The organism is Dyadobacter luticola (assembly GCF_005860805.1).
Lineage (GTDB): Bacteria > Bacteroidota > Bacteroidia > Cytophagales > Spirosomataceae > Dyadobacter > Dyadobacter luticola.
The window spans coordinates 2,079,731-2,096,753 of the sequence record NZ_VCEJ01000002.1; the positions used below are offsets into that span (position 1 = coordinate 2,079,731).

Sequence of the window (17,023 nt, forward strand, 5' to 3'; positions counted from 1 at the left end):
ATGAAAAAATACGACTTACTGACCCTCGGCCGCTCGTCCATCGACCTGTACTCCGCCAACGTGGGCAGCCCGTTTGAAAAGATCGAGGCCTTTAATGCTTTCGTCGGTGGATGCCCGCTGAATATTGCGACCGGCAGCCGCAGACTTGGTCTGGAAACCGCGATCCTGACTGGAATCGGCAATGATCAGGTGGGAAATTTTATTAAACATTTCCTCGATCAGGAAGGCATCATCACTGAGTGGGTACCGACGATTGAAGGCACCAGAAGCTCGGCAGTTGTGCTCGGCATCGAGCCTCCTGACCGTTTTCCGCTGGTTTATTACCGTGAAAATTGCGCCGACATCAACCTGAACATGGACCATGTTTCCGCGATTCCTTTCCAGGATTTCAAAGCAGCAGCATTTTCAGGAACGGCATTCAGCAAAGATCCGAGCCGGACTGCGATGTTTTATGCTTTGGAGCTGGCTAAGAAAAACAATGTTACCCGCCTGCTCGACATTGACTTTCGTGCTGATCAGTGGTTTGACCCAAGAGCATTTGGGATTACCATTCGCGCCGCACTGAGCAGCTTCAACATCGTGGTGGGTACCGAGGAAGAAATCCTGGCGACGTTTCTGACTGATAAAGAGCAGCTTCTGATTAAACACCAGCAAATTTCAGCCCCCGAAATCCGCGGCAACATTGAGAATGCGATCCAGGAGATCCTGGCTTCCGGCGTGGAAACATTGGTGGTGAAGCGCGGGAAAGATGGTGCGTCCATTTTCCAGCCCGGCAAGGAGGAAATCAAGGTTCCTGGCTTTCCAGTGGAGGTTTTGAATGTTTTGGGAGCCGGGGACGCATTTTGCGCGGGCTTTTCGTACGGCTTATTAAATGAGTGGGATTTGTACAAATGCGTGCGGATGGGCAATGCCTGCGGCGCGATCATCGTCACCAGAGAAGGCTGCGCCAATTTCATGCCAACTTATGAAGAGGTAATGGATTTCACAGAGAGCTTCGGCGGCCTATAACCAGAAAAAAGGAATTCATTTGCCCCGCCTTTCAAGGCGGGGACCATATAGAAGTAAGCTAAAATTTAAAATGGAAAAACTAAGAAACTATATCAATGGTCAGTGGGTGGACAGTCACTCCGATCATTTTGAGAATGTGTTAAACCCTGCAAACCAAGAAGTTCTGGCGCAGGTACCTTATGGAAATCACCAGGATGTGGCGGATGCAGCAGCGGCGGCGGCAGAAGGTTTCAGAGAATGGAGAAGTACGCCGGTTTCAAAAAGGGTTCAGTATTTATTTAAACTGAAAACCCTGCTGGAACAAAATACGGATGACATTGCGCGGACGATCGTGCTGGAATCCGGCAAGACATTCATCGAAGCCAAAGCCGAAATGGTACGGGCGATCGAGAATGTTGAAAATGCCTGTGGTACGCCGACATTGATCCAGGGCGAATTTTCGGAAGATATCGCAAAGGGTATCGACGAGTACATGATCCGCCAGCCGCTGGGACCTTGCGCCTGCATTGCGCCTTTCAACTTTCCTGGCATGATTACCTTCTGGTTTTTGCCTTATGCGCTGGCTTGCGGCAACTCTTACATTATTAAACCGTCTGAAAAAGTGCCACTTACGATGACCAAGATCGTCGGTTTGATGGAGCAGCTCGACTTGCCGAAAGGCGTTTTAAACCTGGTCCAAGGCGCGCGGGAAGTAGTGGATTCAATCCTGGAACACCCGGTCATCAAAGGGATCAGCTTTGTGGGTTCTTCCAATGTGGCGCGATATGTGTATTCCAAAGGCGCTGCAAATGGTAAACGTGTTCAGGCTCAAGGGGGTGCGAAAAATCCGGTGATCGTTTTGCCCGATGCCGACATTGAAATGACCTCGCAAATTGTGATCGACAGTGTGTATGGTTGCGCCGGCCAGCGTTGTCTCGCGGCTTCCACCATCATTACGGTTGGGGAACATAAAGACATTACGGAAAGCCTGGTTGAATCGGCAAAAAATCGCAAAACCGGCTTTGGCCTGGATAGCGATGTTCTAATGGGACCGGTGATCACCGCCGAAAGCAAAAACCGCGTCCAGACCTTGATTGACAAAGGTTTAAATGAAGGCGGAAGACTTTTGGTGGATGGTAGGAATGCCAAAGTGGAAGGTTTTGAAAGCGGAAACTTCATCGAACCGACCATTATCGAAGATATTCCGCTGGACGGCGAACTGGCTTCGACGGAGATTTTCGGACCCGTATTGAGCTTGGTACATATCAATACCATCGACGAGGCGATCCGCTACATTAACTCTGGCAAATACGGAAACATGGCCTGCATTTTCACCAGCAGCGGCTTGAATGCCAGGAAGTTCCGCCACGAAGCGGAAGCCGGTAACATTGGTATCAACATTGGCGTGGCTGCTCCGGTAGCGCAATTCCCTTTTTCAGGCTGGAAAGAAAGCTTCTACGGCGATCTGCACGGTCAGGGAAAACACGCCATCGAGTTTTTTACCCAAACCAAAGTCGTGATCGAGCGCTGGCTGAAAGAGTGGCACCGCAAGTTTTAACGTAACTGATAGTCTTCAAAATTTTAAGATAAAATGACCAAGAAATTAAAGACCGGCGTGATCGGTCTCGGCCGGATCGGGCAAATCCATTTGAGCAATCTGGTGCACCACATGCCTGACGCAGAAGTGATTATCGCTTCGGATTTATCGCCAGCCTCGCATGCTTTTGCGCAAAATCTGGGCGTTGCCAATGTGACTACCGATGCCTACGACGTGATTAACCATCCCGATGTGGAAGCCGTGATCATTTGCTCGCCGACCCCGTTTCACGTGCCATACACCGTCGCCGCGGCAAATCAGAAGAAGCATATTTTCTGTGAAAAACCGCTGGATGTGACATTGGACGCAATCCAGGCTGCCGAAAAAGCTGTAAGCGAAAACGGCGTGAAACTGATGGTGGGTTTCAACCGGCGATTTGACAACAATTTCGCCAATGTCCGCAACATAGTAAAAGCAGATAAAATCGGCGATCCGCACATTCTGCGCATCACCAGCCGCGACCCGGCACCTCCGCCGGTGGAATACCTGAAAATTTCGGGTGGCATTTTCCTGGATATGTCGATTCACGATTTTGATATGGCGCGCTTCATCGTCGGCAGCGAGGTGAAGGAAGTTTTTGTAAAAGGCGATGCACTGATCCATCCGGAAATCAAGGAATTCGGTGACATTGATACCGCAGTAATTGTCCTGACATTCGAAAATGGCGCGATCGGCGTGATCGACAATAGTCGCAAGGCCGTGTACGGTTATGATCAGCGTCTCGAAATTTTTGGTTCAAAAGGCATGGCGAAGGCTGAGAACAATGTGGCCGACACATTACAGCATTACGACAACCAGGGCGGCCACAGCGCATTACCGCTGCATTTCTTCCTGGAAAGATACGAAACCGCCTACCGCGTCTGCCTCAAATCCTTCATCGATTGCGTCAAAAACGATACCCCGTCGCCAGTCGACGCCCACGACGGATTAATGGCAACCGCCATCGGCATCGCAGCAATGAAATCTTTGACTGAGGGACGTAGCGTGAAAATGGAGGAAGTTTTGCAGTATGCGGCGGTTTAGCGTTTTTTGAACATTCATTTTCCTAACCCTTCATTCGAATGTCAAATACTGGTCTGCAGTCACTGGATTATATCGTTTTTTTTATTTACCTGATAGGTGTTTCGGCTTATGGGTATTGGATTTATAAAAAGAAAAATACCCGCGAGATCAGCTCGACGGACTATTTTCTCGCCGAAGGGTCACTAACATTCTGGGCGATAGGCGCTTCTATCATTGCTTCCAACATTTCAGCAGAACATTTTATAGGTATGTCAGGCTCCGGTTTCGCGATCGGGCTTGCCATATCTTCCTATGAGTGGATGGCGGCGGCTTCGCTGATCGTAGTGGCGCTTTTTATCCTGCCGGTTTATCTCAAAAACCGGATTTACACCATGCCGCAGTTTCTCCGCGAAAGGTATAGTCCGACTGTGGCGACAATTATGGCCGTTTTCTGGCTGCTACTGTATGTTTTTGTAAACCTGACGTCTATTCTTTACCTCGGCGCACTAGCGCTGGAAGTTACAGCGGGTATCAACTTCAACTATGCGATCATCGGGTTAGGAATCTTTGCGGTGGTTATCACAATCGGCGGGATGAAAGTGATTGGTTATACCGATGTGGTTCAGGTGATTGTGCTTGTAGCGGGCGGTTTGGTCACCACTTACCTTGCGCTGGATCTGGTATCGACACATTTTGCTAAGCCTGGCATTTTCAATGCATTGGCGCTACTCCGCGAGCAGGCCGATTCGCATTTTCACATGATTCTGCCGAAGGAAAGTCCGTTTTACAAAGATTTGCCTGGCCTGTCAGTGATTATCGGTGCGATGTGGATCAATAACCTGGCGTATTTTGGCTGTAATCAATACATTATCCAGCGCAGTCTGGGTGCTGATCTGCCTACTGCCCGCAAAGGAATTTTGTTTGCGGCTTTGCTTAAACTCCTCATTCCCATCATTGTAGTGATTCCCGGCATCGCCGCTTTTGTTTTGTACCAAAATGGTATGTTCCAAAAAGAAATGTTGGATGCAGCGGGCGTCGTGAAGCCTGACCATGCTTATCCGGTATTGCTCAATTTGCTCCCTGCCGGTTTGAAAGGAATGGCCTTCGCAGCATTAACAGCCGCGATTGTAGCCTCGCTGGCCGGAAAAGCCAACAGTATCTCGACGATTTTTACATTAGACATTTACAAGCAATACATTGCACCCCAAGCCTCTGAAAAACAGCTGGTAAGGATCGGGCGGATTACTATTTATGTAGCGATGGCCATCGGCGTGATCATCGCGCCGCAGCTGCGCGTTTTGGATCAGGCGTACCAATTTATTCAGGAGTATAGCAGCTTCATTACCCCGGGTGTATTTGCGATTTTTATTCTGGGAATGTTCTGGAAACGAACTACTTCCGCCGCGGCTCTGGCGGCTGCCTTGCTTACTATTCCACTTTCGACGGCCGGAAAATTCCTCGCTCCTGAAATTCCATTTCTGGACCGGATGGGTATCATTTTCCTGATTCTTTGCGCCGTGATTGTAGTCATGACATTGGCTGATCCGAAAAGCAGAAACAATCCGAAAGGTCTGGAAATCAATGCTTCCATGTTCCGTCCGGGTCAAAGTTTTGTCATCGGATCCATTCTGATTTGCGGGGTGATTGCTGCACTTTACACTGTGTTTTGGTAAAATAAAAATGCTTCTCACAACCAAACAACTCTTCCAGCAATGCTACGGCCGGTATGCGATTCCGGCGGTGAATGTGTTTTTCATGGAAGAAATCCACGGACTTTTCGCTGCGGCCCAGGAAGCCGACGCGCCTTTTATCGTGCAGACCACGCCTTTCGCAAGAGATTACGCCAATGCGGATATGCTGCTTTCCATGATCGGCGCAGCGTCGCGGATTTATCCAAATGTAACATTCGCCATCCACATGGACCACGGCTACGAATCGCACATTTTTGATGCGATAGAAAAAGACGGCTATACTTCTGTGATGATCGATGCGTCCCATGATCCTTTTGATAAAAATGTAGAAAGAACACAGGAGGTTGTGCGGCGGGCGCATGAAAAAAAAATCAGCGTAGAAGCTGAACTGGGCATTTTGGCCGGTGTTGAAGACGATTTGACTGTCGATGCAGCACATTCATTTTATACCAACCCACAGCAGGTAGAAGATTTTGTCAAAGCGACGGATTGTGATAGTTTGGCGATTGCGGTAGGTACCAGTCACGGGGCTTACAAGTTTTCGGGCGGACAGGGATTGCAATTTCACATTCTTGCCGAAATACAAGAAAGATTGCCTGGTTTTCCGCTGGTTTTGCATGGTGGTTCCAATGTGATTCCTGAGGTAGTGGAAAGAATTAATGCGGCGGGCGGAAAGTTAAAAACCGATGCTAAGGGAGTCCAGGAAGATGAAATCAGGAAGGCTATCCCGCTGGGAATCTGCAAGATCAACATTGCGACGGACACGCGGCTGCTCTGGACGATGGTCAATCGGGAGTTTTTCAGGGATAAACCTGATGAATTCGCGCCGACCACACCGGGGAAGATTTTTATGGAAGAATACAAAAAATTTATGCTTAAAAAGTTCGACCTATTTGGTTGCACCGGCAAAGCCCAGGAATTTAATCTGATACAATCATGACCAGAAGGTTAACTGTAGCGCAGGCTACTATTCAGTTTTTAAAGAACCAATACATTGAAAGAGACGGGGTTGAGCAGCCGTATTTTGCCGGATGCTTCGGGATTTTTGGTCACGGGAATGTGGCAGGGCTAGGTCAGGCTTTGCAGGAAAACCCGGATTTTCGCTACTATCAATGCCGGAATGAGCAGTCGATGGTGCATACTGCGGTGGCTTATGCGAAGGTGAAAAACCGGCTTGCGGCATTTGTTTGCACGACTTCGATCGGTCCCGGGGCTACGAATATGATTACGGGCGCCGCGCTGGCTACCATTAACCGGCTTCCGGTGTTGCTTTTGCCCGGAGATATTTTTGCAACCCGCGAGCCTAATCCCGTTTTGCAACAACTCGAAAGTGCTGTAACACAAGACATTTCAGTCAATGATTGCTTTAAGCCGGTTTCTAAATATTGGGACCGAATCAATCGTCCCGAGCAGCTGATTTATTCACTTCCGGAAGTAATGCGCGTGCTGACTTCACAAGCTGAAATGGGTGCGGTAACGTTATCCATGCCGCAGGATGTGCAGACCCACGCTTATGATTATCCGGAAGAATTATTCAAAAAACGCGTGTGGCATGTCGGCAGGCCGCGGCCTGATTTGCCAACATTGAAAAAAGCCGCTGAATTGATCAAATCAGCCAAAAAACCAGTAATTGTAGCTGGTGGCGGCGCGATTTATAGTGATGCTTGCGAGGTACTACATGATTTTGCCACTAAAACGGGCATACCGGTCGGCGAAACATTTGCGGGAAAAGGAGCTGTAAGATATGACCAGCCTTACAGCATCGGCGGTCTTGGTGCGACCGGAACGAAATATGCCATAGATATTGCGAATGAGGCGGATGTGGTGATCGGAATCGGGACGCGTTACAGCGATTTTACGACTGCTTCTAAATCGATTTTCCAAAATCCGGATGTCACATTTATCAACATCAATATCAGCGAGTTCGACGCTTTCAAACATGCAGCATTACCGGTGATCGGCGATGCAAAAGTAACATTGGAAGAACTTTCGGATTTGCTGGGAAATTTTGAAGTAGATGCGGATTACCGGCAAAGAATCGCAGATATTAACAAGGCCTGGGATGACGAGGTAACGCAAATTTACGCCGAAGGAAACAGTACTGTCCCTCCTATCGATCAGGCAGTTGTGATTGGAACATTGAACAGTTTTATGGACGATCGCGATGTGATGATCAATGCGTCAGGCAGTGCGCCGGGTGATTTGCATAAGTTATGGCGCGCTACTGACCCAAAGAACTTTCACCTCGAATACGGCTACTCCTGCATGGGTTACGAAATTGCCGCAGGACTAGGCGCAAAAATGGCGGACCCAAGCCGCGAAATTTATGTGATCTGTGGCGACGGCGGGTATTTGATGAACAACAATGAAATTGTCACGGCGATACAGGAAGGCGTGAAATTCACGATCCTGCTTTTGAACAACAATGGTTACGCCAGCATCGGCGGGCTTTCAGAAAGCATTGGAAGTGAGCGCTTTGGTACGATGTACAAATACCGGGATGAAATTTCGGGACAACTTTCCGGCACATTTCTGCCGGTTGATCTGGCCAAAAACGCGGAAAGTCTGGGCGCGATCGTCATTAAAGCCACGGATCGAGAATCTCTGGAAAATGCACTGGCCCAGTCGAAAACCAATGATCGCCTGACGGTTATCTACATTGAAACAAGCCTCTACCGCACGGTAAAAGGCTATCACGCCTGGTGGGAAGTGCCGATTGCCCAAGTTTCGACTTCCGAAAAAGTGCAGCAGGCATACCAGACTTATGTTGAGAATAAGAAAACGCAAAAGATATTTTTATGAACTTCGAAAACATCCGCCTCGGCGTCGCGCCGATAAACTGGACGAATGATGATATGCCCGAGCTCGGCGGGGAGAATACTTTTGAGCAATGTATCAGCGAGATGGCGCTGGCCGGATTTACCGGCTGCGAAGTGGGTAATAAGTTTTCACGGGACACCAATGTTTTGAAGAAAGCATTGGAGTTGAGAGGTTTACAAATCTGTAACCAGTGGAACAGTTACGAACTGACCAGCAAAACTTTTGCCGAAAACCGGAAAAATTTCACGGAGCTGCTGGACTTTCTGGAAATCATGGGCGCGAAAGTGATCGGCGGCGGTGAGACGGGAAATAGTTGTCAGGGCCAAATGAATGTGCCGGTTTTTGAAGGAAAAGGCATGCTGAATTCCAAAGATGACTGGGACAGCTTTACTTTCGGGCTCAATGAGCTGGGAAAAATCGCGCGCGACCGGGGCATGAAGCTGGCTTTCCACCACCACATGGGTACCTGCATTCAAACCATGGAAGAGACAGATCGCCTTTTAAATGAGACCGAGCCGGAAAATGTGTTTTTGAATTACGATTGCGGACATTTTCACTTTGCGGGCGAAGATCCGGTAGCTGCATTGAACAAATACATCGGCAGGACGGCGCATATACATTTAAAAGATGTCCGGCCAAATGTGCTGCAAAGAGTTCACGACGAAAGGTTTAGCTTTTTAACAGCAGTCAAAAACGGCGTTTTCACCGTCCCCGGCGACCCGGAAGGCTGTATCGATTTTCCATCCCTTTTCGCGATCATCAAAGAAAGCGACTACCACGGCTGGATCGTCCTCGAAGCCGAACAAGACCCTGCGAAGGCCAATCCATTTGAGTATGCGCTGATTGCCAGGAAATTTTTCAGGGGGTTGACGGGGATTTAGTTAATGATAACCGGCCCAACGCGGAGGTTTGGTTTTTTTAGATAATTATTAACAGTCATTGACAATCTTGTCAATTCTTTATAAGTGTTATTTTCAGCACAAAGAATAAAGACGGTAATGTCTGCTTTCCTGAAATTCTGCTGGTATCTGATATTTTTATCGAATGTTAAAAGAGCGTGAAATCCATGCTCTTTTAATATTTTAAGCAATTCCGCATCTTTCTTTCCATTCCAGCCCATATCCCGGACAGTGTACACTTCATGATCCGGAAAGTCTCCCTTAAGTCTCTTAGGTAAATTTTCGTCAAGCAAAAGCTTCATATAGCTGCTTTACATTTTTGGATGATAGCAATTTACTCGCAGCTTCAAGTAACGCTATTGCCTGTTCCCTGGAAACAGTTGGAAAATCATCCAAAAACTCGTCAATAGATACTCCGGCTTCGAGATGATCAAAAAGAGATGCTATCGGCACGCGTGTTCCGGTAAAAACGGGCTGCCCATCGAGTATCTCCTGGTCGATTGTTATAATCTCATTGATCATCATACTTCTTTGACGTTAGAATGTTGAATAAGTAACATAAAATTTAGACAAAAATCTAAATTTTTTAAATCGGCAAATCCCTTATAACACCCATTAAATTTTTCCCAATTCTCACGCCACAGAAATTTCGCAGCACACGTAATATCAATTGAATTCGTTAAAGATCATCTAAAACAAAAAACCTGACATATATGAGGTAGCCGTTTACCTGAATTCTAATCAACCGACTATTTATGTTACATTTTAAAAAGCTACGTTTTCTGTTTGTCCTGCTGTCTGCGGCGTTGGTGGTGAGTTGCAAGGATAAGGAAGTTGCTCCCACCGTTGAAACTGCCGATTCTACTACTGCGACAAATTATAAAGCCGTCAACAGCTGGATTTACGAAATCATGAACGACGCCTATTTTTGGTACAAGGACATGCCTGCCGAGGCCAGTCTGGATGCGACGGTCAGCCCTTTTGATTATTTCGAAAAACTGGTTTATAAACGCGAAACGGTTGACCGCTTTTCGGCAGTGACCGACAATATTGATGCCCTGCAAAATGAATTTAATGGTGTCAGTAAAGTCTTCGGTATCAGCTACTCGCTGTCTTTTATCGACAGCGGCAAGTCCAATATCGGGATCTTTCTTAACTACGTTGTGAAAGGCAGTCCGGCCGAAACTGCTGGACTAAAACGTGGTGACATTATCGTGAAAGTCAATGGTACTCAGCTAACCGCCGACAACTATGCCACATTACTGGGCGGAAGCGAAACGGTCACACTCACATTGGGCGAACTGAGCGGCACAACGATCTCAGCCACAAGCAATACGGTCTCAATTACAAAAGCAGAAGTAAGCGAAGACCCGGTTTTGTTTTCCAGTATTATTACAAAATCGGCACAGGGAAAGAAGATCGGCTACCTGGTTTACACCCAATTTGTGCCGGGCACGGATGCCGACGAATCCAAATACGACAATGAATTGCGTCAGGTTTTCGCCACTTTCAAAAGTGCCGGCATCAATGAGCTGGTACTCGATCTGCGCTTCAATCCGGGCGGATATATCAGTTCTGCAGAGACGCTTGCTTCGCTTATCGGCAAGAATGTTTCGAGCACCAAAACATTTTACACCGAGCAGTGGAATGATAAATACATTGCTTACTGGCAAAAAACGCAGGGTGCAAATGCACTGACTTACAATTTTTTGAATGAAGCAAATAACATTGGTGGTAGCCTAAGCCGGGTGTTTGTGTTGACTTCAAACGGCACCGCCTCCGCGAGTGAGCTGGTAATCAATGGTTTGAAACCTTATATGAGTGTGATTACCATCGGTGAGCATACTGCCGGGAAAAATCTTTTCGGATCACTGATCAGCGATGACCAGGATCGGTGGAAGTGGGGGGTGTATATGATGCTGGGCCAAACTGCCAATGCAAACGGGGAATCCAACTACGGTACGGTTGCCGGGATGACGCCGGATTACATTGTGGAAGACGCTACGGTCCCGTACAAGCCTTTTGGAGATGAAAACGAAACTTTACTCAGAAAAGCATTGGACGTGATGGGCATTCCCGCCCCGATCAGTGGAAGAGTAGCCGCTTCGAAAACGGTGGAAACATTTAAAAATCAGCTCCGGGATAACTTGCAAGTCCGCAGAAACCTGATGATCAAGACGACAGCATTGAAGCCGCTGAATCAATAAAACTTTCTGTTATCCGTTTTTCCGAAAGAGGCCCGCCGCACGGGTCTCTTTCATTGTTTCTACCACGAGCAAAAAAATGGGTACTGATCATCGAATTTGCCTTATTTGACGTAATTTTAATTTCCGTTTCTCGCTTATCTGGACTGGCTGTGGCTGTTTTATGAAATTAAAAGTTTTACTCACACTTCTTCTGCTTGCCTCTTTTTTGCCTGTCTCTTTCAGTCAGATCAGTCATACCTATCGTTTTTACGACAATCTCGCGGTTGCGCAGCCCGAATGCGGAAATAATCTGGAACCCTTCAAGGCACTAGGATCTTGCGATGCCGGGACCGAGCCGGGGAGTTTTGTCCAGGATGTGCTGCCATGCGGCGTTCAGCGGACGGTTTATCACAATAATCTGAACTGGGGTTTGATGTATCCCAACACCGAAGGCGCGATCACGGAAACTTACACCATCCAGATGTATATCAAGGTGACGGACTGGGGTAAAACCTGGGCGCGGATCATCGATTTTTCAAATGGTGTTTCGGATCAGGGAATTTATTTTAAAGATAAAAATGGCTCTACCGACCGCTGCATTGATTTTTATCCTTACGGAATCGCAGGAGCTTGTCCCTTTTTTAATAAATCCACTTATTACCTGCTGACATTCACCCGAAATGGTGCCACCGGCATGCTGGATGTGTATGTGGACAACATGCTTTTTGCGTCCTATAATGATGCCGACGGGCGGTATGTGGGCAAAGCGGGTGTTCCGATTTATATTTTCAGGGATGACCAATCTGTAACCTGCGAATCGGGTGCAGCTAACTTTGCTTATCTCGCATTTAATAATAAGTATTCCGGGAAATCCGACGTCGATAAGTCCTTTACCGACATTTGTTTCATTGCCAACATCAATGCTTACGCGGATTTTTCCATTTCCCCGAATCCCAGCTGCGGTTTCCCGAAAAACATTACTATTCAATACACCGGCATTATTCCAACACCGGGCACGGGTTATTCTTTTAAGTGGGACTGGGATGGCGCGCGCGTGATTTCCGGCTCAGGTATGGGGCCTTATGTCATTAGCTGGGATACTGGCGGGAATAAGAATGTGGCGCTGACGGTCACAAATGATGTATGCGGAAACCCGCTGTACAACCGGAAAACGGCGATTGTCAGCAGCTTGGAGCTCACTACCTCCGTTATCGAGGGAAGCTGCGATACTGGCAATGATGGTACCCTCACCTTAACTGGCAGCCTGGGTTTGCCGCCGTACCAGTACTCGCTGGATTCGGTTAACTATCAGACAAACAATGTGTTTAAAGTCCCGCCGGCTACTTACCGTGTTTTTATAAAAGATGAAAATAATTGCACGATTGCTAAAACGGTGAATGTGCAGTTTACCAGCGACATTGCAGTTCAAACTATCCCGGATACAACGATTTGCGACGCGGGTGCAGTCCAACTTCTCACGACGACCAACGCGCAAACTTTTTCCTGGGTGCCAGCCGCGGGACTGGATAATCCTACTGCCAGAGATCCGGTAGCTACCCCCGCTGTCACGACGCAGTATATTGTTACTGCGGCAAAAGGTTTTTGTTCTCAAACAGATACCGTAAATGTGACGGTGCTGCCAAAAGTCGAGGTAAAAGTTACGCCAAATGCGGTCGTGGAATATAATCTTCCGTTTCAGCTGGCGGCATCTTCTCCCCAGATAACCAATTTATCAGAATCGCTTTTCTCCTGGCTACCTCCTACCGGGCTTAATAATCCGTCCAGCGCCAGTCCGATCGCAATTTTGCAGGAAGATCAGACTTACAATGTGCTTGTCACAACGGAAAAAGGCTGTACCGGCACCGGATTCGTGAGTCTCACCATCAAACACACTGAGAACATTACAATGCCCACAGCTTTCACGCCAAATGGCGACGGTCAGAACGAGACGTTGCTGCCGATCATTCGCGGCATTGAGTCCATCCGCTTTTTCAAGATTTTCAATCGCTGGGGTGAAGTGGTGTTTTTTACGGATCAGCTGAATAGTGGCTGGAACGGTCAGTTCAAGGGAGGTAATGCGATTTCCGGGACTTACGTATGGGAAATTGAAGGTACTTCTGTCAAAGGTCAGGTTATACGACGGAAAGGCTCTGTGCTGCTGCTTAAATAAAAAAACGTCCTCGGGAGGACGTTTTCAATCAATTTCAAAATATCAAATCATTAGCTGATCCAGCTGAATTCATATTGTAGTTCAGGGACTTTTGTGCGGTCGGCGATGCGGCGCAACCTGGTTGGCAATGCCATGAGATAGTCTCTTGCTTTCTCTGCCTGTTCATTCAAATCTTTCACCGAACCTATCTCCCACTCCAACAAAAGCGAGTCAAGGATTTCAATGTAATCAATGGTAGTATAAACGCCAAGACGCTGGGCCGCATCGGAGAAATGTGAAAAAGTGTCGCCCATTTTCAAGCCGGTTTCCCGCATAAAATGTGCTGGCATCACAATCTTTTTCCGCATCATATCTTCCAGCGCGATCATCAGCTCCGAAGGATCGATTTCCAAAATTCTTGTCACAAACGCTTTGTAGGCTTTGGCGTGGCGCATTTCGTCAGAAGCGATAACACCGCAGATTTTAGACAAATGCGGGTTTCCGAACTTCTTGGCCAATGTGGCGGTGCGGCGGTGCGAAACATTCGTTGCCAACTCCTGAAAAGACGTATAAATAAAGTTGCGGTACGGGTCGCGGTCGGTGCCGATGTCAAAACCATCCGCGATGAGATATTGCGTCGAAACCTCCATCGCCCGCATATTTACGCGGCCTGAGAGGTATAAATATTTGTTCAAAAGATCACCGTGACGGTTTTCTTCGGCGGTCCAGGCACGCACCCACTTTACCCAGCCCGATTCCGGCTCGTCTACCTGATTCACCCCGATCACATCCACCAGCCACGATTCATAAGTGGGCAAAGCTTCCTCCGTAATTGTATCGCCGATCAAAACGGCCATGTAATCATAAGGCAGATCGCGGCAGCTTTCCTGCAATAATTTGACTTCTCCCGCAAAATTTTCCCGACGGGCATCCGGCAAAAAATCAGCAGGCTGCCAGTTCTCATCGATGGGTTTCAGATACTCAGCTATCAGGCCATCGAGGTCTTTACCTATATGCCTCATGACTTCAAGCCGCGTTGCTGCAAGTGCAGGTTCCATTGTTATTTTGTTTAAAAAACACCAAATACTATTTTACAAATAACGGTAATTCTATGTAAGTTTTACATGATAATTATCATTTCGAATCTTGCAAATAAGAATAAAACAAATGAGTTTTGAGCTACTTTTGCAGAAAAAATGAGCATGAAAAAACTCCTCGATTACCTTTTAAGCTGTATCTACCTGATTCATTTTGGATTCACACTTTTGATCTTTCATGTTGCTCAGGTGATCGCTTACAATGTTTTCGGAAAAGAAGCGCAGCGGTCGGTGGTGAATGTGCTCAACTTCCTGCTCGCTTACGGACTTTACTTCACAGGTGCCAGCATTACGCTCCGCAAACGCTATGAAATTCCTGTCAACCGCCCCATCATTTTCGTCGCCAACCACCAAAGTTCTTTCGATATTTCACCGGTTTACTGGTTTTTGAGAAAATACCGACCCAGGTTTGTTTCCAAAGTGGAACTCGCAAAAGGCATTCCAAGCATTTCCTACAACCTACGCAAAAGTGGTGCCGCGATCATTGACCGGAAAGACGGCAAGCAGGCGATTACGGAAATTGCGCGGCTGGGAAAGCTCATACATGACGAAAAAGCCTCTGCCATCATTTTCCCCGAAGGTACGCGCACGGCCAGCGGTATCATGAAACCCTTTGTTACCGGCGGCGTAGCTACATTATTAAAGCGTGCCCCGGATGCGCTGATCGTCCCCGTGGCCATCGACGGTACCGGCGCCATGAACCCGAAAGGTGTCTTCCCGCTCAAATCTTTTTCAAAACTGACATTCACGATTTTGCCAGGTATTGAACCTGCGGGAAGAAAAGTGGAAGAGGTACTGGCGGAAGCGCAGGAGGAAATTCGGCAAGTGATTGCTTCGCCGATTTCTTAGTTTAAAATTGTTTATAAAAAAATTTATCAGACCTAACAACCTGATTATCAAAAAGCTGCCTGGGCGTGTCCAAGGCAGCTTTTCTATTTTAATTGGCTTAACAATCGTTAACAATGGGTGTTTAAACCTAATCTGTCCGCCACCCTCTAACCTTCGAATTTCAAAAAAATGAGAAACTTAAATCTGTTAACCATGAAAAAGATACTTTTTGCCGCCGCGATTTTAGCATTGGGTTTCACATCAGCATCTGCACAATATGGTCCCGGCCGCGGTGACGGTCGCTACAACGATGGCCGTTACAACGATGGCCGTGGCGACGGCCGCTACGAGCAAGGTGGCTACCGCGGCAATCCCGGAAGTGACATTAACTATTTGCAGAGACAGGCTCGTCAACAAATTGCAGACGGAATCCAGCGCGGCACGCTCAGCTCCCGGGAAGCCAATGCATTGATGGCCCAGTACGAAAGAATTGAAGCGCAGGAATACAAATACAGTCGCCACGGCCGGATTTCACACCGGGAAGCACGCTTTCTCCGCGAAAATCTGGAACGGTTGATGGCTGATACGCAAAGACTTAGCAGCCGCAGAGGCGATAACTGGGCGCGCGACCGCAGACACAGATATTAAATGGCAGTTGAAGGTTTAGGGTAATATGGAAAGCGCCGGGTTTTTGACCCGGCGCTTTTTTTAATGTTCATTTGTGAAATAGCGGACCAGCTTCACATGCGACTTTTCGAAACCTTCCCGCTGGTAAAACTGATGCGCTTTTTCGCGGCTTTGCCGGGAGGTAACCTCCATCTGGATCGCGCCTTGTTCTTTGGCAAATGTCGTGACCCGCTCCATCAATGCTTTCCCAATTTTGTGCGATCGGTATTCCGGCTCCACATACATCTCCTGGATCTCCGAAACCAGCGCCGCGTGATGCAGCAGAGGTTGAATATGACAGCTTACCAGGCCAACAGGGTGATCGTTTAAAAAGGCGATAAAGTAAGTGATGTTGGCACTCTGAATATTTCTGTCAAATGCGAAATCAAATCCTGCACGGTCCAGTATCATATTTTCAAGCCCGCAAATCATTTGATAGATAGTTTCTCGATCGGCGGGAGTAGCTTCTCGGATGTTTAGTAGCTCATGGTTTGTCATGCGCTAAAAATAGCATTATTTCTCCGGCCACAGCACGATCTTCTTGCCGGATTCCTCCCAAATATTTTTCTGGTATTCCTGCAATTCTGCCTGGCTGAGTGTGGTCATATCCAGCGGCGTCCCATCGCAGTGAAACCCGTAGCAGCCGATGCAGGACATATACATCATGTGGTAATTGATGATCGTCTCGCCCTTGACCTTCACCGCCACAATTTCCATAAATTCATCCTCTTTATTTTTCTTCGTCTCCTCCACCTTATCACTCAGCCATTTCAAATTTCTGACCGGATCCCGAACGCCACAGATTTCAACAGCAGAAACGGACTTGTCTTTGCAGGAAAAGAGCATTAATAGCAAAAGGAAAATAGGTAGCGAGGTTTTCATGAACGCCTTGGGTAGGAATGTGAGATTTTTTTGGATGGACAGGATTTTGCGGCGGAGCGTTGGAAATTTCGGCACAAAAAAAGCACTCAGCTGGATGCTAAGTGCTTAATTGTGATCCGGATGTGATTCGAACACATGACCTACTGCTTAGAAGGCAGTTGCTCTATCCAGCTGAGCTACCGGACCGATACTAATTACTAATTCAAAAAATTAGGCAGT

General features: G+C 47.5%; 16 protein-coding genes and 1 tRNA gene. 11 read left to right on the top strand and 6 right to left on the bottom strand.

Translation table 11 applies throughout. The features are described 5' to 3' along the window. From iolC to iolE, 7 genes are all read left to right on the top strand, one after another. Positions 1 to 1,008, top strand: a complete 1,008-nt coding sequence (gene iolC, locus FEN17_RS08725; protein ID WP_138364876.1) for a 5-dehydro-2-deoxygluconokinase — start codon at positions 1 to 3, stop codon at positions 1,006 to 1,008. A gap of 70 nt (positions 1,009 to 1,078) precedes the next feature. Then, positions 1,079 to 2,545: a CoA-acylating methylmalonate-semialdehyde dehydrogenase gene (locus FEN17_RS08730; RefSeq protein ID WP_138364877.1), complete on the top strand. Its 1,467-nt coding sequence runs from the start codon at positions 1,079 to 1,081 to the stop codon at positions 2,543 to 2,545. A gap of 33 nt (positions 2,546 to 2,578) precedes the next feature. Further along, the gene (gene iolG / locus FEN17_RS08735) at positions 2,579 to 3,607 is read left to right on the top strand and encodes an inositol 2-dehydrogenase (RefSeq protein ID WP_138364878.1); all 1,029 of its coding nucleotides are present in this window, start codon (positions 2,579 to 2,581) and stop codon (positions 3,605 to 3,607) included. Positions 3,608 to 3,645: 38 nt separating this feature from the next. Beyond that, complete coding sequence (locus tag FEN17_RS08740) at positions 3,646 to 5,259, top strand: sodium/sugar symporter (RefSeq protein ID WP_138364879.1); 1,614 nt, start codon at positions 3,646 to 3,648, stop codon at positions 5,257 to 5,259. A 7-nt stretch (positions 5,260 to 5,266) separates the two neighbouring features. Next, positions 5,267 to 6,217: a class II fructose-bisphosphate aldolase gene (locus tag FEN17_RS08745; protein ID WP_138364880.1), complete on the top strand. Its 951-nt coding sequence runs from the start codon at positions 5,267 to 5,269 to the stop codon at positions 6,215 to 6,217. Continuing rightward, the gene (gene iolD / locus FEN17_RS08750; RefSeq protein WP_138364881.1) at positions 6,214 to 8,079 is read left to right on the top strand and encodes a 3D-(3,5/4)-trihydroxycyclohexane-1,2-dione acylhydrolase (decyclizing); all 1,866 of its coding nucleotides are present in this window, start codon (positions 6,214 to 6,216) and stop codon (positions 8,077 to 8,079) included. The genes FEN17_RS08745 and iolD overlap by 4 nt, the downstream gene beginning before the upstream one ends. Next, the gene (gene iolE, locus FEN17_RS08755) at positions 8,076 to 8,978 is read left to right on the top strand and encodes a myo-inosose-2 dehydratase (RefSeq protein ID WP_138364882.1); all 903 of its coding nucleotides are present in this window, start codon (positions 8,076 to 8,078) and stop codon (positions 8,976 to 8,978) included. The genes iolD and iolE overlap by 4 nt, the downstream gene beginning before the upstream one ends. Here the strand turns inward: iolE and FEN17_RS08760 are convergent. Then, positions 8,975 to 9,298, bottom strand: coding sequence for a DUF5615 family PIN-like protein (locus FEN17_RS08760; RefSeq protein ID WP_138364883.1), 324 nt, complete (start codon positions 9,296 to 9,298; stop codon positions 8,975 to 8,977). The two genes, iolE and FEN17_RS08760, sit on opposite strands and share 4 nt — an antisense overlap. Beyond that, positions 9,282 to 9,521, bottom strand: coding sequence for a DUF433 domain-containing protein (locus FEN17_RS08765; RefSeq protein ID WP_138364884.1), 240 nt, complete (start codon positions 9,519 to 9,521; stop codon positions 9,282 to 9,284). Before FEN17_RS08765 ends, FEN17_RS08760 begins: the two co-directional genes overlap by 17 nt. Before the next feature lie 230 nt (positions 9,522 to 9,751). Here FEN17_RS08765 and FEN17_RS08770 point away from each other — a divergent pair, with 230 nt between their 5' ends. Next, a complete protein-coding gene (locus tag FEN17_RS08770) occupies positions 9,752 to 11,203 on the top strand; it encodes a S41 family peptidase (protein WP_138364885.1) in 1,452 nt (483 codons plus the stop codon). A 160-nt stretch (positions 11,204 to 11,363) separates the two neighbouring features. Beyond that, positions 11,364 to 13,352 (top strand): T9SS type B sorting domain-containing protein, encoded by a 1,989-nt coding sequence (locus FEN17_RS08775; RefSeq protein ID WP_138364886.1) that lies wholly within the window; start codon positions 11,364 to 11,366, stop codon positions 13,350 to 13,352. 50 nt (positions 13,353 to 13,402) lie between these two features. On the opposite strand, the gene FEN17_RS08780 is transcribed toward FEN17_RS08775, so the two are convergent. Further along, positions 13,403 to 14,353 (bottom strand): acyl-ACP desaturase, encoded by a 951-nt coding sequence (locus tag FEN17_RS08780; protein ID WP_374756668.1) that lies wholly within the window; start codon positions 14,351 to 14,353, stop codon positions 13,403 to 13,405. Positions 14,354 to 14,533: 180 nt separating this feature from the next. Between FEN17_RS08780 and FEN17_RS08785 the strand changes: the two genes are divergently transcribed. Together FEN17_RS08785 and FEN17_RS08790 are read left to right on the top strand one after the other, a co-directional pair. Further along, positions 14,534 to 15,277 (top strand): lysophospholipid acyltransferase family protein, encoded by a 744-nt coding sequence (locus FEN17_RS08785; protein ID WP_138364888.1) that lies wholly within the window; start codon positions 14,534 to 14,536, stop codon positions 15,275 to 15,277. Between the two features lie 192 nt (positions 15,278 to 15,469). Beyond that, entirely contained in the window at positions 15,470 to 15,904 is a 435-nt protein-coding gene (locus FEN17_RS08790) for a hypothetical protein (RefSeq protein WP_138364889.1), read from the top strand. 60 nt (positions 15,905 to 15,964) lie between these two features. On the opposite strand, the gene FEN17_RS08795 is transcribed toward FEN17_RS08790, so the two are convergent. From FEN17_RS08795 to FEN17_RS08805, 3 genes are all read right to left on the bottom strand, one after another. Further along, positions 15,965 to 16,333 (bottom strand): GNAT family N-acetyltransferase, encoded by a 369-nt coding sequence (locus FEN17_RS08795; protein WP_229208738.1) that lies wholly within the window; start codon positions 16,331 to 16,333, stop codon positions 15,965 to 15,967. 102 nt (positions 16,334 to 16,435) lie between these two features. Continuing rightward, positions 16,436 to 16,804 (bottom strand): hypothetical protein, encoded by a 369-nt coding sequence (locus tag FEN17_RS08800; RefSeq protein WP_138364891.1) that lies wholly within the window; start codon positions 16,802 to 16,804, stop codon positions 16,436 to 16,438. Between the two features lie 112 nt (positions 16,805 to 16,916). Next, positions 16,917 to 16,990, bottom strand: a tRNA-Arg gene (locus FEN17_RS08805). Between the last annotated feature and the right edge of the window lie 33 nt (positions 16,991 to 17,023).

What these genes read in the sequence shown, in the direction of transcription:
- iolC (WP_138364876.1), top strand. Translation starts at nt 1, where the DNA reads ATGAAAAAATACGACTTACTGACCCTCGGCCGCTCGTCCATCGACCTG.
- FEN17_RS08730 (WP_138364877.1), top strand. Translation starts at nt 1,079, where the DNA reads ATGGAAAAACTAAGAAACTATATCAATGGTCAGTGGGTGGACAGTCAC.
- iolG (WP_138364878.1), top strand. Translation starts at nt 2,579, where the DNA reads ATGACCAAGAAATTAAAGACCGGCGTGATCGGTCTCGGCCGGATCGGG.
- FEN17_RS08740 (WP_138364879.1), top strand. Translation starts at nt 3,646, where the DNA reads ATGTCAAATACTGGTCTGCAGTCACTGGATTATATCGTTTTTTTTATT.
- FEN17_RS08745 (WP_138364880.1), top strand. Translation starts at nt 5,267, where the DNA reads ATGCTTCTCACAACCAAACAACTCTTCCAGCAATGCTACGGCCGGTAT.
- iolD (WP_138364881.1), top strand. Translation starts at nt 6,214, where the DNA reads ATGACCAGAAGGTTAACTGTAGCGCAGGCTACTATTCAGTTTTTAAAG.
- iolE (WP_138364882.1), top strand. Translation starts at nt 8,076, where the DNA reads ATGAACTTCGAAAACATCCGCCTCGGCGTCGCGCCGATAAACTGGACG.
- FEN17_RS08760 (WP_138364883.1), bottom strand. Translation starts at nt 9,298, where the DNA reads ATGAAGCTTTTGCTTGACGAAAATTTACCTAAGAGACTTAAGGGAGAC.
- FEN17_RS08765 (WP_138364884.1), bottom strand. Translation starts at nt 9,521, where the DNA reads ATGATGATCAATGAGATTATAACAATCGACCAGGAGATACTCGATGGG.
- FEN17_RS08770 (WP_138364885.1), top strand. Translation starts at nt 9,752, where the DNA reads ATGTTACATTTTAAAAAGCTACGTTTTCTGTTTGTCCTGCTGTCTGCG.
- FEN17_RS08775 (WP_138364886.1), top strand. Translation starts at nt 11,364, where the DNA reads ATGAAATTAAAAGTTTTACTCACACTTCTTCTGCTTGCCTCTTTTTTG.
- FEN17_RS08780 (WP_374756668.1), bottom strand. Translation starts at nt 14,353, where the DNA reads ATGAGGCATATAGGTAAAGACCTCGATGGCCTGATAGCTGAGTATCTG.
- FEN17_RS08785 (WP_138364888.1), top strand. Translation starts at nt 14,534, where the DNA reads ATGAAAAAACTCCTCGATTACCTTTTAAGCTGTATCTACCTGATTCAT.
- FEN17_RS08790 (WP_138364889.1), top strand. Translation starts at nt 15,470, where the DNA reads ATGAAAAAGATACTTTTTGCCGCCGCGATTTTAGCATTGGGTTTCACA.
- FEN17_RS08795 (WP_229208738.1), bottom strand. Translation starts at nt 16,333, where the DNA reads ATGATACTGGACCGTGCAGGATTTGATTTCGCATTTGACAGAAATATT.
- FEN17_RS08800 (WP_138364891.1), bottom strand. Translation starts at nt 16,804, where the DNA reads ATGAAAACCTCGCTACCTATTTTCCTTTTGCTATTAATGCTCTTTTCC.